The 15,958-nt window shown below is 68.5% G+C and carries 12 protein-coding genes and 1 tRNA gene; 5 read left to right on the top strand and 8 right to left on the bottom strand.

The features are described 5' to 3' along the window. Positions 1-6 precede the first annotated feature (6 nt). Genes U1872_RS02740 through U1872_RS02715 form a run of 6 tightly spaced genes read right to left on the bottom strand, consistent with a single transcriptional unit; the run spans position 7 to position 8,208 of the window. Entirely contained in the window at positions 7-999 is a 993-nt protein-coding gene (locus U1872_RS02740; protein ID WP_332791326.1) for a DUF2891 domain-containing protein, read from the bottom strand. Then, on the bottom strand, positions 996-1,901 hold the full coding sequence (locus U1872_RS02735) for a DUF979 domain-containing protein (RefSeq protein WP_332791325.1): 906 nt from the start codon (positions 1,899-1,901) through the stop codon (positions 996-998). The genes U1872_RS02740 and U1872_RS02735 overlap by 4 nt, the downstream gene beginning before the upstream one ends. After that, positions 1,898-2,545 carry a DUF969 domain-containing protein gene (locus tag U1872_RS02730; RefSeq protein WP_332791324.1) on the bottom strand — a complete coding sequence of 216 codons (648 nt, stop codon included), beginning with the start codon at positions 2,543-2,545 and terminating at the stop codon, positions 1,898-1,900. Before U1872_RS02730 ends, U1872_RS02735 begins: the two co-directional genes overlap by 4 nt. After that, positions 2,545-6,135: a hydantoinase B/oxoprolinase family protein gene (locus U1872_RS02725; RefSeq protein WP_332791811.1), complete on the bottom strand. Its 3,591-nt coding sequence runs from the start codon at positions 6,133-6,135 to the stop codon at positions 2,545-2,547. The genes U1872_RS02730 and U1872_RS02725 overlap by 1 nt, the downstream gene beginning before the upstream one ends. Beyond that, entirely contained in the window at positions 6,135-7,280 is a 1,146-nt protein-coding gene (locus tag U1872_RS02720; RefSeq protein WP_332791323.1) for an alpha/beta fold hydrolase, read from the bottom strand. Before U1872_RS02720 ends, U1872_RS02725 begins: the two co-directional genes overlap by 1 nt. 43 nt (positions 7,281-7,323) lie before the next feature. Further along, positions 7,324-8,208 (bottom strand): HpcH/HpaI aldolase/citrate lyase family protein, encoded by an 885-nt coding sequence (locus U1872_RS02715; RefSeq protein ID WP_332791322.1) that lies wholly within the window; start codon positions 8,206-8,208, stop codon positions 7,324-7,326. 188 nt (positions 8,209-8,396) lie between these two features. Between U1872_RS02715 and cysD the strand changes: the two genes are divergently transcribed. The 3 genes from cysD to U1872_RS02700 are packed head-to-tail and all read left to right on the top strand — an operon-like array spanning position 8,397 to position 11,997. Next, on the top strand, positions 8,397-9,302 hold the full coding sequence (gene cysD / locus U1872_RS02710) for a sulfate adenylyltransferase subunit CysD (protein WP_332791321.1): 906 nt from the start codon (positions 8,397-8,399) through the stop codon (positions 9,300-9,302). Beyond that, positions 9,302-11,224 (top strand): sulfate adenylyltransferase subunit CysN, encoded by a 1,923-nt coding sequence (gene cysN, locus U1872_RS02705; RefSeq protein ID WP_332791320.1) that lies wholly within the window; start codon positions 9,302-9,304, stop codon positions 11,222-11,224. Before cysD ends, cysN begins: the two co-directional genes overlap by 1 nt. After that, positions 11,221-11,997, top strand: a complete 777-nt coding sequence (locus U1872_RS02700; protein WP_332791319.1) for a 3'(2'),5'-bisphosphate nucleotidase CysQ — start codon at positions 11,221-11,223, stop codon at positions 11,995-11,997. The genes cysN and U1872_RS02700 overlap by 4 nt, the downstream gene beginning before the upstream one ends. Positions 11,998-12,075: 78 nt before the next feature. Here U1872_RS02700 and U1872_RS02695 read toward each other — a convergent pair. Together U1872_RS02695 and U1872_RS02690 are read right to left on the bottom strand one after the other, a co-directional pair. Next, positions 12,076-12,152, bottom strand: a tRNA-Asp gene (locus tag U1872_RS02695). A gap of 44 nt (positions 12,153-12,196) precedes the next feature. Beyond that, a complete protein-coding gene (locus tag U1872_RS02690; RefSeq protein WP_332791318.1) occupies positions 12,197-13,411 on the bottom strand; it encodes an AI-2E family transporter in 1,215 nt (404 codons plus the stop codon). A 54-nt stretch (positions 13,412-13,465) separates the two neighbouring features. On the opposite strand from U1872_RS02690, the gene U1872_RS02685 reads away from it, so the two are divergent. Together U1872_RS02685 and U1872_RS02680 are read left to right on the top strand one after the other, a co-directional pair. Continuing rightward, positions 13,466-14,932 (top strand): FGGY family carbohydrate kinase, encoded by a 1,467-nt coding sequence (locus U1872_RS02685; protein ID WP_332791317.1) that lies wholly within the window; start codon positions 13,466-13,468, stop codon positions 14,930-14,932. Between the two features lie 49 nt (positions 14,933-14,981). Further along, complete coding sequence (locus tag U1872_RS02680) at positions 14,982-15,941, top strand: CPBP family intramembrane glutamic endopeptidase (protein WP_332791316.1); 960 nt, start codon at positions 14,982-14,984, stop codon at positions 15,939-15,941. The last annotated feature ends 17 nt before the right edge of the window (positions 15,942-15,958 follow it).

Here is a 15,958-nt window from a genome sequence, read left to right as displayed (position 1 = left end):
CGTGCGCTAGCCGAGTAAGGCGAGCAGCGCGAAGCTCGCGAGCCAGTGCGTGCCCATATAATCGTCGGCAAGGTGCGGCAAGCTGGCGTCGAGGTGATCGCGCACTGTCGCTTCGATCCGGTCGTGCGCCGCATGCGATGCCGGGAGCGCAGCGGCGATCCGGCGCCAGCACCACGCGCGGCTGAGATTGAGCCCGTCGAGATGCGCGATCTTGCCGTCGCTGCGATCCGAGACGGTGGCGGGGAGGAACAGCGTCGCCGGCGCGCCGTCCGCGAGATCGGGCAGGAATGCGTCGAACCACTTGGCGAAGTTGGCGGGAGGCAGGACTTCACGCAGCAGCAGGGCCTCGATCAGCGCTGGCGAGAGGAATTCATCGCCCGACGGCTCCCACGCCTGGCACCCGCGATCCGTCCCGAACCAGTCGTGCGCCCTCGCCTCGATCAGCGTCGCGAGCGGGGCGTCATGCACGCGCGCCCAGCGCAACGCTAGGATGCAGGCGAAGGCGGTGTTGCCGTGCGTACCGGTGCGGATCGGATAGGTCAGCTTGGGCAGATAGCCCGCGAAGCGCGCGGCGAACGCCCGCGCCAACGGTTCGAGCGCGGCGCCCCATCCGGCATCATGCCGCACCGCCTCGCCGTGCAACGCCAGCGCCCACGCCCAGCCATAGGGCCGCTCGAACCCGCCGCTCGCCGGTCGCTCGAGATAGGCGCATTCGCCGGCAACCTTCGCCGGCACGAGCATCGCACCGGCGCGCGCGCGGCTCTCGGCGGCCTCGGGCAGATCGGGGAACAGCCGCGCGATCGTCAGCAGCTGCCACCAGCCATGGACGCAGCTGTGCCAATCGAAGCTGCCGTGGAATATCGGGTGCAACTTCTCGGGCAGGATCAGATCCTCGGGCCCGGTAAAGACGTGGTCGGCCTTGTACGGATAGGGCTGGCCGACATGGCCGAGCGTCAATCGCGCGAACCGCGCGCCGTGATCGGCATCGAACATCGTCATCGCATCACCCACCACAAGAGCAGAATATTGAACAGCAGCAGCGACACCGCGGTCGTCGCCTGTGCGCGGATCACGCCGTAGCGATCCTTGAGTTCGAGCAAGGCCGAGGGCACGAGATTGAAATTGGCCGCCATCGGGGTGAGCAACGTCCCGCTAAACCCCATCAGCATCCCGATCGCCGCGACCGGCGCGGGGTCGGCGCCATAGTGTCGGATCAGCACCGGCACGCCGATCCCCGCCGCCATCACCGGAAAGGCGGCAAAAGCATTGCCCATCACCATCGTGAACAGCGCCATGCCGAGGCCATAGGCGAGCACCGCGCCGACGATGCTGCCCTCGGGGATCGCCTGCCCGACCAGGCCGCCGACCACCGCGCCGACGCCGCTGAGCGCGAACACCGCGCCGAGGCTCGCGAGCATCTGCGGCAGGATCATCGCCCAGCCGATCTGGTCGCTCAGCCCCCGGCCCGCCTCGAAGGCGACCTGCGGCCGCGCGCGTAGCCAGACGCAGGCGACGATCAGCGCGAGGATGACGCCGAGCGTCAGCGCGACCAGCGTCGCCTGCTTGGGATCGACGACGCCGGGCACCGCCTTGAAGCCGATCGTTCCGACCAGTGCCACGACCGGAACGATCAGCGCGGGAACGAACAGCCGCAGCGCCGGCCGCTCCTCGGGCGCCAGCGACGGCTCCGCGCGGCGCATCCGCCCCGACGCGGCGATCGCGACCAAGGCGAGCACGAGCACGCCATTGCCGAGATCGCCGAGCAGGTCGCCGGCGAAGAAGGAGACTGCAATGAGGCCGTGGAACGCGGCGTTCGCCCAGCGGCGGTCGCGCAGCCCGAGCACAGCGAACAGCCCGAAAACGAGCCCCGCGACAGGATAGACGAGGTTGAGCCCGATCATGCGCCGCGCCGCGCGATTCGGCGATCGAACAGCAATAGCCGCGCGCCGTGGATGACGAACGCCGCGATCGCAGCCGGGATCGCCCACACCGACAGCTGGAACGGTTCGAGCGTGATCCCCATCCCGGCGAGCGTGCCTTTCATCAGCAGGATCGACCCGATCGCGATGAAGATGTCCTCGCCGAAGATCACCCCGACATTGTCGGTCGCCGCCGCCATCGCGCGGATCTTCTCGGGATCGCCGCCTTCGCCAGCCGCCGCCTCGGCCATCGGCGCGACCAGCGGGCGTACGGTCTGCGCCGGCCCCGCGATCGAGATCAGCCCGAGCGCGGCGGTGATCTGGCGAAACAGCAGATAGCCGATCAGCAACCGCCCGGTCGTCAGCCCGCGCAAGCCCGCGACCAGCCCGCGCGCGCGCGCCTGCAGGCCGTGGCGTTCGAGCAGCCCGATCACCGGCAGGATCAGATAGACCGCGCTGACGTAGCGCGTCTCGTTGAAGGCGTGGCCGAACGCGCGCAGAACCGCGATCGGATCGAGCCCGGCAGCCAGCCCGGTGACCAAAGCCGCGACGACGATCACGATCAGCGGATTGAAGCGCAGCAGGAACCCGAGCGCGATGACGGCGATGCCCGACAGCACCAGCATCAGGCGTCGGCTCCGTCGGGCAGGCCGTAACCGCCGCCGCCCGGCGTCTCGATGACGAAGACGTCGCCCGGCTGCATCTCGACCGAGGCGGTCGCCCCGAGCCGCTCGATCCGGCCATTTGCCCGCTCGATCACATTCACCCCGGTCGCGCCATCGCCGCCGCCGGCCAGCCCGAACGGCGCGATCCGCCGGTGGTTCGACAGGATGTTGGCGCGCATCGCCCGGCGGAAGCGGATCCTTCGCACCGCACCGTCGCCCCCCGCCCAGCGCCCCGCCCCGCCCGATCCGTGACGGATCGCGAAACCTTCGAGCAACACCGGGAAGCGCGCTTCGAGCACTTCCGGGTCGGTCAGCCGGCTGTTGGTCATGTGCGTCTGCACCGCCGAAGCCCCGCCGAAGCCGTCGCCCGCGCCGGCGCCCCCGGCGATCGTCTCGTAATATTGCACGGCATCGTCGCCGAAGGTCAGGTTGTTCATCGTCCCCTGCGACGCCGCGAGCGCGCCGAGCGCGCCGAACAGCGCGTCGGTGACGACCTGGCTCGTCTCGACATTCCCGGCGACCACCGCGGCCGGATAGACCGGGTTGAGCATCGAGCCGATCGGCACGACCAGCGTCACCGGCCGCAGGAAACCGTCGTTGAGCGGCACGTCATCCTCGACCAGCGTGCGCAACACATACAGCACCGCCGCGCGCACCACCGCGAGCGGCGCGTTGGTATTGCCGGGGCGCTGGTCGCTGGTCCCGCTGAAATCCACCGTCAGCCCGCCTCCATCACGATCGACCCGCACCGCGACACTGACCACCGCGCCGTCGTCGGTCTCATAGGCAAACGTACCGTCGGCGAGGTTGGCGATCAGCCGCCGCGCGACCTGCTCGGCATGCGCCTGGACGTGCGCCATGTAGGCGGTGACGACGTCGGCGCCATGCTCGGCGACCAGCCGGTTGAGCCCCGCCGCCCCGCGGGCGCACGCCGCGATCTGCGCCGCGAGATCGGCCATGTTCTGGTCGATTGCCCGCGCCGGCCACGTCCCCGCGGCGAACTGCGCGCGGATGTCGCTATCGCGCAACACCCCCTCGGCGACGAGCAAGGCGTTGCTGAACACGACACCCTCCTGCTCGATCGAGACGCTGTCGGCGGGCATCGATCCCGGTGCGATCCCGCCGACATCAGCATGATGCCCGCGCGCCGCGACGAAGAAGGCCGGCGCGGTGCCACCGGCGAAGACCGGCTGGATCACGGTGATGTCGGGCAGATGCGTTCCGCCGCGATACGGATCGTTGATCGCATAGACGTCGCCCGGCCGCAGCCCGCGACCGTCGCCTTGCCGCGCCGCGATGATCGCACGGACGCTGTCGCCCATCGATCCGAGATGGACCGGGATATGCGGCGCATTGGCGATGAGATTGCCGCCCGCATCGAACAACGCGCACGAGTAATCGAGCCGCTCGCGGATATTGACCGAAGCGGCGCTGCGCTGGAGCGCGGCGCCCATTTCCTCGGCGATGCCCATGAACAGCCCGCCGAAAATGGCGAGCCGCACCGGATCGACCGACGCGTCGCTCTGATGGCGTTCGCGCGCGACGGCGCGTTCGAGCAGCAGCGTGCCGTCGGGCAACACGATCGCGCGCCAGCCGGGCTCGAGCGCGATCGTCGAATTGTCCTCGATGATCAGCGCGGGGCCAAGGATCGTCGCGCCGACCGCTAGGTCGCTGCGGGCGTGTAGCAGCGCGGTGCGGGGAGCACCATCCATGAACAGTGTGATGGTGCTCGGTGCGTCTGTGCCCGCAGCAATCGGGGCAGCAAGCGTGAGGACATCGGCATTCGCCGCGATCGCCTCGACACTGATCCGATCGGCGATCAGCGCATCGTCGACGATAAAGCCGAAGCGCTCGCGATGCGCCGCCTCGAACGCCGCGCGCATCGCAGGCGGTGTGTCGAGCGCGACTTCGAGCCCCTGATTGGTGCGTGCGTAGCGCACGAGGACCGTCGTCGCGAGCGTGACGCCGGCCTCTGCCACCCCTTGCGCGATCAGGTCGGCACGCGCGTCCGCGCCTATCCGCGCAACCGCCGCGCCGAGTGCCGTCTCGTCCTCCAGGCCCACACCGAGCGTAGCACTGCGCACCGTCCGCCGATCAGCCAGCGCGATGCCGTACGCCGAAAGCACTCCAGCGAGCGGATGGAGCAGCACGCGCTCGATCCCGAGCGCATCGGCGACGCGGCAGGCATGCTGCCCCCCGGCCCCGCCGAAGCAGGCGAGCGCGAAGCCCGCGGGATCCTCGCCGCGCGCGACGCTGACCGCCTTGATCGCCTGCGCCATGTTGGCGACTGCGATAGTGATCAGCCCTTCGGCGGTCTCCTCGCGCCCCGGCAGCCGCCCTGTCGCCGCCTCGACCGCGTCGAGCAGGTCGTCGAGCCGCGCGACTGCCACGTCGCGGTCGAGCGGCGCATCGCCGCCCTCTCCGAACACCGCGGGAAAACTGTCGGGACGGATCTTGCCGAGCACGACGTTGCAGTCGGTCACGGTCAGCGGTCCGCCGCGGCGATAGCAGGCTGGCCCCGGCACCGCGCCCGCCGATTCCGGCCCGACGACAAAGCGCCCGCCATCGAAGCTGCAGATCGACCCGCCGCCCGCCGCGACGGTATCGATCCGCAGCATCGGCGCGGCGACGCGCACGCCGCCGAGCAGCGCCTCGTCGCGCCGCTCGAACGCGCCGGCATAGAGCGAGACGTCGGTCGAGGTCCCGCCCATGTCGAAGCCGATCACCCGTTCGAACCCGGCGCTGCGCGCGGTCGCCGCCATCGCGACGATCCCGCCGGCCGGCCCGGACAGCAAAGCGTCCTTGCCGTGGAACGCATCGCCCGCGACGAGCCCGCCCGACGACTGCATGAACAGCGGTGCATTCGCCAGCCCGAGCGCCGTCGTCAGCGTGTCGACATACCGCCGCAGCGTCGGCGACAGATAGGCATCGGCGACGGTGCTGTCGCCGCGGGCGATCAGCCGGATGACCGGCGCAGTCAGGTGGCTCGCCGAGATCTGCGTGAAGCCGATCCGCCGCGCAATCGCGAGCAGCGCGGCCTCGTGGGCCGTATGGTCCCAGCCGTGCAGCAGGACGATCGCTATGCTGCGGAAACCGGCGTCGAACGCCGCCTGCAGCGCCGTCTCGGCGGCGTCTTGGTCGAGCGGGCGCAGCACCTCGCCCTCGGTCGTGACGCGCTCGTCAATCTCGATCACGCGTGCGGCGAGCGGCGCGGGCCGCACGATCGCGCGCGCGAAGATGTCGGGGCGGTCCTGATAGCCGATCGTCAGCGCATCGCCGAAGCCACGGGTGATCGCCAGCACGGTCGCCTCGCCGGTCCGCTCGAGCAGCGCGTTGGTCGCAAGCGTCGTGCCGATGCGGATCTCGAGCGGCGGCAAGGCGCCCTCGCCCACTTCGGTCAGGCGCCGGATCGCCGCGATCGCGGCATCGTCGTAGCGCGCGGGATCGACCGACAGCAGCTTGAGCGTCGCGATCGTCCCGTCAGGCCGCTGCGCCACGACGTCGGTGAAGGTGCCGCCCCGGTCGATTGCGAAGCGCCATGGCGCGCCCATCATGGGCGGGCTTCCGTCCGCGCGAGCAGATCGACGAGGTCGGCGGTCCAGTTCACCGCCCAGGTGTGCGTGCCGTGCCCGTGCGTGTCGGGCGTCTCGGCGATCAGCCGGAAGCGCGCGTTCGGCATCCGCTTCACTGCCTGCTCGGGGTACGGCAAATTGCGCGGATTGATGAAATCGTCGGCCGAGTTGATCCACATCGTCGGCACGGTGATCGCCTCGAGCTTCGGCCAGGGATTGTAGGTGCGCGACGAATCGACCTGGTAGATAAGGTCGTTGGCGTCGAGCTGCGCGATCGCCTTGGTCACGCGCTCGCTGGCGAAGGCACCGGCGTCGTCGCGCGTCGGATAGAGCTTCTGGAAGTTGATCGGGGCCGAGCCGGCGATGAACAGCAGCGATTCCGCGGTGCGCAAGCCCAGTTGCGGCTGCGTGCGATACTCGCCGCCGGCCCAGGCGGGGTCGGCCTTGATCCCGTCAATCAGCAACTGCCGCCACATCCGGTTGAGCCCGGCGAGCTCGACCGGCTCGCACGCCAGCGGCATCAGCGCGCGCAGATAGTCGGGATGCGTCTCGCCCCACACGAAGCCATGCATGCAGCCCATCGACGTCCCCATGATCAGCCGCATCCGCGCGATGCCGAGCCCGTCGTGGAGCAGCCGATATTGCGCCTCGACCATGTCGTCATAATCGTAGCGCGGGAACTGCATGTGCAGCCCGTCCGACGGCTTGGACGACAGGCCATGGCCGATATTGTCGGGCAGGATGATCCAGTAGCGCGTGATGTCGAGCGGCTGGCCGGGGCCGTAGAGCTGGTCGGCGAAGACCGGGTTGAGGAACTGCTTGCCCGTCCCGCCGGTGCCGTGGAGCACCATCACGGCATTGTCGATCTGCCCGCGCGCGTCGCGATGCGGCGTGCCGAGCATCGTGTAGTGCAGCCGCACCGCCGGGAGCGTCTCGCCACTTTTGAAGCGGAAGTTGGGGATCGTGTAGTCGGCCTCGCGGATCGGCCAGACCTTGGCGGGCGCGGCTTTGGCGGGAACCGATGCCGCCGCGGTCGGCGCGGTCTTGACGTCGGTTTTTGCCGATTGCGGGGCGGGTTGGGCCGCGGCGAGCGCGGCGAGCAGCAGGGTCGGAATCAGGGCCATGGCCGATTGTGTGCCCGCTCGCTCGCCGGCTGCCAAGCCACGATCAGTCGCGCACCTGCCGCAACAGCTGCTGCGCGCGCGACAGGTGCGGCCGGTCGAGCATCCCGCCCTGATAGCCGATCGTCCCCGCGCCGGGATTGGCAGCGAACAGGTCGACGATCGCCTGCGCCGCGGCGATCTCGTCGGCGCTCGGGGTGAAGGCGGCGTTGATCACCTCGACCTGCGCGGGGTGGATCGCCATCATCCCGCGATAGCCGTCGCGCCGCGCCTGCTCGGCGCGGTCGCGCAGACCGTCGAGATCGCGGAAATCGGCCTGGATCGTCTCGATCGCGGTCACCCCGGCCGACGCCGCGCCGAGCAGGCAGAAGCTGCGCGCGAGCTCGTAGGTGAAGCTGTAGCGCCCGTCGGTGGTGCGATTCGAGCTTGCGCCGATCGAATCGGCCAGATCTTCGGCGCCCCACGTCACCGCGGTGACGCGCGGCGCGTCCTTATAGGCACCGGTGTGGAACATCGCCTCGGCGGTCTCGGTGATCAGCACGATCAGCGGGGTCGACCCGGCCTCGATCCCATTGGCGACCTCGAGCGCGGACAGATAATGGTCGAGCCGATCGACGTCGTGGCGGCCATTGACCTTGGGCAGCATGATCCCGCCCGGCCGCGCCGGCATGATCGCGGCGAGGTCGCGCAGCGTGTGCGGCCCGTCGAGGGGGTTGACGCGCACCCATAGCCGCGCGCGTTGCGCGACGTTTTCGGCAAGGAAATCGTGGACCATCTGCCGGGCCTGCGGCTTGTTCTCAGTCGAGACGGCATCTTCGAGATCGAGCAGGACGATGTCGGCGGGGCCCTCGCACGCCTTGCTCATCTTGCGGGCGCTGTCGCCGGGGGCAAACAGCCAGGAGCGCGTCTTCGGGGGCGTCAGATCGGACATCGGGCTCGTCTTTCTCGGGTCGATCCCTCTCGGTACAGCGCTCGACCGCGCTTCGGCAACTCCGCGCGCCATCGCTTGACGGGCCGAGGCTGGTGCCCGAGCGATAGCGAAGCGATACAGGGGGCAAGAATGGATTGATTGCTCGTGCGCTCGGTTTGGGGCCAAGCGACGCGCGGAGACCGTTGAAAATGACCAAGACCCTCACCCACCTGGAACGGCTCGAGGCCGAGGCGATCCATATCCTGCGCGAAGTTGTCGCCGAGGCCGAGCGCCCGGTGATGCTATACTCCGTCGGCAAGGATTCGGCGGTGATGCTGCACCTCGCGCGCAAGGCCTTCTACCCCTCGCCCCCGCCCTTCCCGCTGCTCCACGTCGACACGACCTGGAAATTCCAGGCGATGTACGAACTGCGCGACCGGATGGCCGCCGAGAGCGGGATGGAGCTGCTCGTCTACCAGAACCCCGAGGCGGCCGAGCGCGGGATCAACCCGTTCGACCACGGCGCGCTCCACACCGACATGTGGAAGACCGAGGGGCTCAAGCAGGCGCTCGACAAATATGGCTTCGACGCGGCCTTCGGCGGTGCGCGGCGCGACGAGGAGAAGAGCCGCGCCAAGGAACGCATCTTCTCGTTCCGCAGCGCCAGCCACGGCTGGGCGCCGAAGAACCAGCGCCCCGAGCTGTGGAACCTCTACAACGCCCGCAAGAACGCGAAGGAGAGCATCCGCGTCTTCCCGATCAGCAACTGGACCGAGCTCGACGTCTGGCAATATATCCAGCTCAACGACGTCCCGATCGTCCCGCTCTATTTCGCCGGCGTCCGCCCGACGGTCGAGCGCGACGGCATGCTGCTGATGGTCGACGACGACCGCTTCCGGCTCGAACCCGGCGAAGTCCCGGTCGATCGCTCGATCCGCTTCCGCACGCTCGGCTGCTATCCGCTGACCGGCGCGGTCGAGAGCACGGCTTCGACGCTGTCGCAGATCATCCAGGAGACGCTGCTGACGACGACGTCCGAACGGCAGGGCCGCGCGATCGACAAGGATGCCGGCGGCGCGGGCATGGAGAAGAAGAAGCAAGAGGGGTATTTCTGATGACCGAGCTCGCCCCGCACGAGTCCGTCTACCAGACCGAGGCGCTGATCGCCGAGGACATCGACGCCTATCTCGCGCAGCACCAGCACAAGACCATGCTGCGCTTCATCACCTGCGGCTCGGTCGACGACGGCAAGTCGACGCTGATCGGGCGGCTGCTCTACGATTCGAAGATGATCTTCGAGGACCAGCTCGCCGCGCTCGAGGCCGACAGCAAGCGCGTCGGCACGCAGGGGCAGGAGATCGATTTCGCGCTGCTGGTCGACGGTCTCGCCGCCGAGCGCGAACAGGGCATCACGATCGACGTCGCCTATCGCTTCTTCTCGACCGAGAAGCGCAAGTTCATCGTCGCCGACACGCCCGGCCACGAACAATATACCCGCAACATGATCACCGGCGCCTCGACCGCCGACCTCGCGGTGATCCTGGTCGATGCGCGCAAGGGCGTGCTGACGCAGACCAAGCGGCACAGCTATCTCGCGCATCTGATCGGCATCAAGCATGTCGTGCTGGCGATCAACAAGATGGACCTGATCGGCTACGACCAGGCTCGCTACGACGCGATCCTCGCCGACTATCGCGGCTTTGCCGACAGCATCGGTATCACCGCCTTCACGCCGATGCCGATCTCGGGCTTCAAGGGCGACAATATCTCGCTGCGCTCGACCAACATGCCCTGGTATCACGGCCCGACGCTGATCGAGCATCTCGAGACCGTCGAGATTGGCGCGGCGACCGACCAGGCTCGGCCGTTCCGGATGGCGGTGCAGTGGGTCAACCGGCCCAACCTCGATTTCCGCGGCTTCTCCGGCCAGATCGCGAGCGGCGTCATCAAGCCCGGCGACGCGATCCGCGTGCTGCCCGGCGGCAAGACGTCGCACGTCAGCCGGATCGTGACGCTGGCGGGCGATCTCGACGAGGCCGTCGCCGGCCAGTCGGTCACATTGTGCCTGACCGACGAGATCGATTGCTCGCGCGGGCAAGTCATCGCCGCCGCCGATTCGCCGCCCGAAACCGCCGACCAGTTCGAATCGACCATCGTGTGGATGGACGACGAACCGCTGATCGTCGGGCGCGCCTATTGGCTCAAGCTCGGCACGCAGATGGTCTCGGCGACGGTCCAGCCGCCGAAATATCAGGTCAACGTCAACACGATGGAGCATCTCGCCGCCAAGACGCTCGAGCTCAATGCGATCGGTGTCGCCGAATTGACCACCGACCGTCCGATCGTGTTCGAATCCTATGCCGAGAGCCACACGCTCGGTGGCTTCATCCTGATCGACAAGATCACCAACGCCACCGTCGCGGCGGGCATGCTGCACTTCAGCCTGCGCCGCGCGCAGAACGTGCACTGGCAGGCGACCGACATCGGCCGCGAAAGCCATGCCGCGCTGAAAAACCAGAAGCCCGCGGTGCTGTGGTTCACCGGCCTGTCGGGATCGGGCAAGTCGACCATCGCCAACGAGGTCGAGAAGGCGCTGGCGCTAATGAACCGCCACACCTTCCTGCTCGACGGCGACAATGTCCGCCACGGGCTCAACAAGGATCTGGGCTTCACCGAGGCCGACCGGATCGAGAATATCCGGCGCGTCGGCGAGGTCGCCAAATTGATGGCCGATGCCGGGCTGATCGTGCTGACCGCCTTCATCTCGCCGTTCCGCGCCGAGCGCGACATGATTCGCGCGATGCTCCCAGAGGGTGAGTTCATCGAGATCTTCGTCGACACCCCGCTCGAGGTGGCCGAGGCGCGCGACGTGAAGGGGCTCTACAAGAAGGCGCGCGCCGGCGCGCTCAAGAACTTCACCGGCATCGACAGCCCGTACGAACCGCCCGAAAAGCCAGAGATCCGCGTCAACACGGACGAGATGACCCCGGCCGAGGCCGCCGACTTCATCGTCCGCCGGATCATGCCGCTCAAATGAAGGATTCGATCATCGAAAGCGACGTCCGCCTCGCCGAACGCCTCGCCACCGAGGCCGGCGCGATCCTGCTCGCGCTGCAGGCCAGCAGCGGCCTCACCGGCAAGGCGCTGGGCGCCGCCGGCGACGCGCAGGCCAACACCTATCTGATGCGCCTGCTGCGCGCCGCACGCCCCGACGATGCGATTCTGTGCGAGGAGGAAAAGGACAGCGGCGATCGCTGCGCGGTCAGCCGCGCATGGATCATCGATCCGCTCGACGGGACGCGCGAATATGGCGAGGGGCGCGCCGACTGGGCGGTGCACGTCGCGCTGGCGATCGACGGGGTCGCGACGGTCGGCGCGGTCGCCCTCCCCGCGCTTGGCTTCACGTTGACCTCGGGCGCGCCCAAGCCGCTCGCACCGGCCGGAGACCCACTGCGCATGCTGGTGAGCCGCACACGCCCGGCACGCGAGGCGGTGGCGGTCGCCGAGGCGATCGGCGCCACGCTGGTGCCGATGGGCTCGGCCGGCGCCAAGGCGATGGCGGTGGTGCGCGGCGAGGCCGACATCTACCTCCACACCGGCGGACAATATGAATGGGACAATTGCGCGCCTATCGCGGTCGCGCAAGCGGCCGGGCTGCACGTCAGCCGAGTCGATGGTTCGGTCCTGCGCTACAATTGCGCCGACCCGTATCTGCCCGATCTGCTGATCTGTCGCGCCGAGCTAGCCGAGCATGTGCTGGCGCTGGTTCGCGACCTGCCGCCCGCCGAGGGCCGAGCAGGCGAGGTCTAGCGCCAGTCTGCGAAGCCTGCGCGCATTATCACGAATTCGAGGATTTGTCCCGCTTGTGCGCCATTCCACCAGGGGGAATGGCGCGAGTGACGGGACTCGAACCCGCGACCTCCGGCGTGACAGGCCGGCGCTCTAACCAACTGAGCTACACCCGCTTATTCAGCGTGAGGCGCGTCTCTATGGGGGTGACTCCACGCTGTCAACCGCCTGTTTCGCGATCTTCGGCAGAATTTGTGAAATTGCTCTGCCGGCGCTGGGTCAAGGTGCCGTGTTCGAACAGAAAACCCGCGATGTCGGGTTTTCCCGCGGCGCCCAGAACGGTCTGGATGATGATCAGCAGCGGCACGGCAAGCAGCGTTCCCGCGGTTCCCCACACCCATGACCAGAAGGAAATCGACACGAGAATCATGATCGGGTTGATCGTGAGGCGGTGCCCGACGATCAGCGGCGTGATCGCATTGGCCTCGATCACATGGCAGCCGATCATCACGAACGCCGGCACCAGCGCCACCCAGATGTCGTGGAAGGTCATCAGCCCGCCCAGCGCGAGCAGCAGCGCGGCGGTGATCGGGCCGAAATAGGGAACGTAGTTGAGCAAGGCGACGATCCCGCCCCACATCAACGGGAACGGCATCCCCATGACGTAGAGCAGCCCCGCGATCGCCAGCCCGAGCGCCAGGTTGATGATCGTGATCGTGCCGAGATAGGCCGAGGTGTCGTCGACGACGTTCTGGATCACGCGCGCCGTCGCCATCGCGCCGCCGAAGCTCGACCGGCTGGTGATCGTGCGCTTGCGCAGCCGCGTCCAGCCCGCGAGGAAGAAGAAGATGACGAGGATGCCGAAGAACACCTGAACGATCACCGACGGCGCGAAGCTCGCGGCGAGCTCGAGAATCGAGCTCGGCGGGGTCACCGCCGTGGTCGGCGGCGCCTTGATCGGCCCGGTCGAGGCGAGATGCTGGACCGTGCGGTTCAGATATTTCTGGAAGCTGGCGTAAAGGTCGATCAGCGGCGCGATGTTCATCTGGATGCGGTCGATCCGCTCGGGCAGGCGGCGGAAGAATTCGGTCGCCGGAACGATGATAGCCGCCAGCGCGACGTTGGCCGCGACGAGGAACAGCAGCACGCAGGTCAGCGCCGCCAAAGCCGAGGGCACGCGCCGCCGCTCGAGCCATTCGAGGATCGGCACCAGCGCGATCGCGATCACCAGCGCGGCGGTGGTCGGCAGGAAGAATTCCGCCCCGGCCTTGAGCGCGAACGGCAACGCCACCACCAGTCCGACGCCAGCGATGAGCGTCAGCGCCGCAAGCAGCCGGTCGCGGCGCATCGCAATGCGCCATTCGTCCTCGGGTTCGTCAGCCTGAACAGGCGGGAGGCCAAACGCCCCGGTCGTATTGTTGTCGCGATCTACCATGGCGCGACCGTAGCGGCATTCCCACGCCGCGCAAACGGCGCTAGCCCTCACTCCATGTCCGATCTCCTTCTTGTCATCGACGAGGGCACGACCTCGACTCGCGCCATGCTGTTCCAGCCCGACGGAACGTGTCTCGCGACGCGCGCCGCCGAACTCACGCAGCACTATCCCGCCCCCGGGCGAGTCGAGCATGATGCGGCCGAGATCTGGGACAAGACGCTCGCCGTCACCCGCGCGGTCGTCGCCGAGGCCGGCGGCGCGGAGAAGATCGCCGCGATCGGCATCACCAACCAGCGCGAGACGGTGGTGTTCTGGGACCGCGAGAGCGGCGAGCCGCTCGCCCCCGCGATCGTATGGCAGGATCGCCGCACTGCCGCGACCTGCCGCGCGATGAAGGACGCGGGCGACGAGCCGGTCGTCCAAGCCAAGACCGGACTGCTGCTCGACCCGTATTTCTCGGGGAGCAAGATCGGCTGGGCGCTGCAGAACTGGCCCGAAGTGAAGGCGGCTGGCGCCCGCCTCGCCGTCGGCACGGTCGAAAGCTGGCTGATCTGGAAGCTGACCGGCGGCCTGCACATCACCGATGCCACAAACGCCAGCCGCACCGCGCTGATGGCGATCGGCAGCGGCAATTGGGACGATGGGCTGATCGAACTGTTCGGCGCCCCGCGCGCCGCGCTTCCCGAGATCGTCGATTGCGCCGGGCGATTCGGCGAGACGACGCTGTTCGGCGCGCCGATCCCGATCTGCGGCATCGCGGGCGACCAGCAGGCCGCGACGATCGGCCAATCCTGCCTCAAGATCGGCGAGACCAAGGCGACCTTCGGCACCGGCGCGTTCGTACTGAGCCAGGCCGGTCCGATCCCGCCGACCTCGCGCAACCGCTTGCTCTCGACGATCGCGTGGCAGCTCGACGGGCGGCGCTCCTACGCGCTCGAAGGATCGGTGTTCGTCGCCGGCAGCCTGATCAAATGGCTGCGCGACGAAGTCGGGATGATCGGCACCGCCGCCGAGACCGAAGCGCTCGCGCGCAGCGTCACGCATAATGGCGGGGTCTATGTCGTGCCGGCGCTCTCCGGCCTCGGCGCGCCATGGTGGGAACCCGATGCACGCGGCGCGATCTCGGGGCTCAGCTTCTCGACCGGCAAGGCGCATATCGTCCGCGCGGCGCTCGAGGCGATGGCGCATCAGGCGCACGACCTGAAGACCGCCTTCGCCGCCGACGGGGTCGACTGGAAGAACGTGCGGATCGACGGCGGAATGGTCGCCAACAATTGGATGGCGCAGGACATGGCCGACATGCTCGGCCTCTGCGTCGAGCGGCCGAAATTCGCCGAGACGACCGCGCTGGGCGCGGCGATGCTCGCAGGAATCGGCTGCGGCCTGTTCGCCGACCTCACCGAAGCGAGCGCGATGCGCGGTGCGGTCGAGACGTTCGAGCCCGAGATCGCCGCCGACGCGCGCAGCGCGCGGCTCGACGGTTGGCGCGCGGCGGTGCAGCGGGTAATCGCGACGCCGTGAGGGCGGGCTTCCGCACGCGCGACCGCACGACACCAACCAGGAAATTTGCATGACCGGCAGCACCATCGCCACCGCGCCGCGGCGGCCGATCCGCTCTATCTTTATCGGCAAGGACGGCCTGCGCGCCGGCTGGAGCCTGCTGCTGTACCTGCTCGCCTTTGCGATCCTGATGATGATCGCGACCGCGCTCGTCCATCCCAAGGCCGGCCCTGCGGGCGCTCCGCAACCGCTTCGCGCAACGTTGATTGCCGAGGCGGCGTTCTCGATCGCCGCGCTCGGCGCGGCCTATCTGCTGGCGCCGATCGAACGGCGGCGCTTCGCGGCCTACGGGCTCCAGCGCGCGCATGCGCTGCGTGACGCACTGCGCGGGATGGCGTGGGGGCTGGCGCTGCTGTCGCTGCTCGTGGGCACAATGGTCGTGAGTGGCGCTTTGGTCGTCGATCGGATTGCGCTCAGCCCGGCCGAGGCGCTCGGCTATGGCGCGGGCTGGTTGGTGACCTTCTGTCTCGTCGGGCTGTTCGAGGAATTTCTCACCCGCGGCTTCCTGCAATACACGCTCGCGCGCGGGATCGCCGGGCTGGTCGGCGCGGTCGTACCCCGCGCGCGCCATGCCCGCACGATCGGCTTCTGGGTCGCCGCGACGATCCTGTCGGTCGGGCTGTTCGCCGCCGGCCACATCGGCAATGCGGGCGAGACCGTACTGGGGCTGATCAGCGTCGCGCTTGCCGGGCTGACCTTCGCCTACGCGCTGTATCGGACCGGGTCGCTATGGTGGGCGATCGGCTTCCACGCGATGTGGGACTGGGCGCAGTCGTTCCTCTACGGCGTGCCCGATTCGGGGCTGATGATGGAGGGGCATCTGTTGGCGACGCATCCGGCTGGCGCGACGCTGCTGTCGGGCGGTGCGACCGGCCCCGAGGGCAGCGTGCTGATCATCCCGACGCTGCTGCTGGCGCTGGTCGTCATCCACCGCACGCTGCCGCGCCGCGCGACCGCGTTCGATGCTTGAGGCTTAGGGCCTCAGGC

It is taken from the genome of Parasphingomonas frigoris, from assembly GCF_036663815.1.
Classification (GTDB): Bacteria; Pseudomonadota; Alphaproteobacteria; order Sphingomonadales; family Sphingomonadaceae; genus Sphingomonas.
Note: the sequence above shows the minus strand (reverse complement) of the source record. Positions and strands in the feature narration are given on the sequence as shown.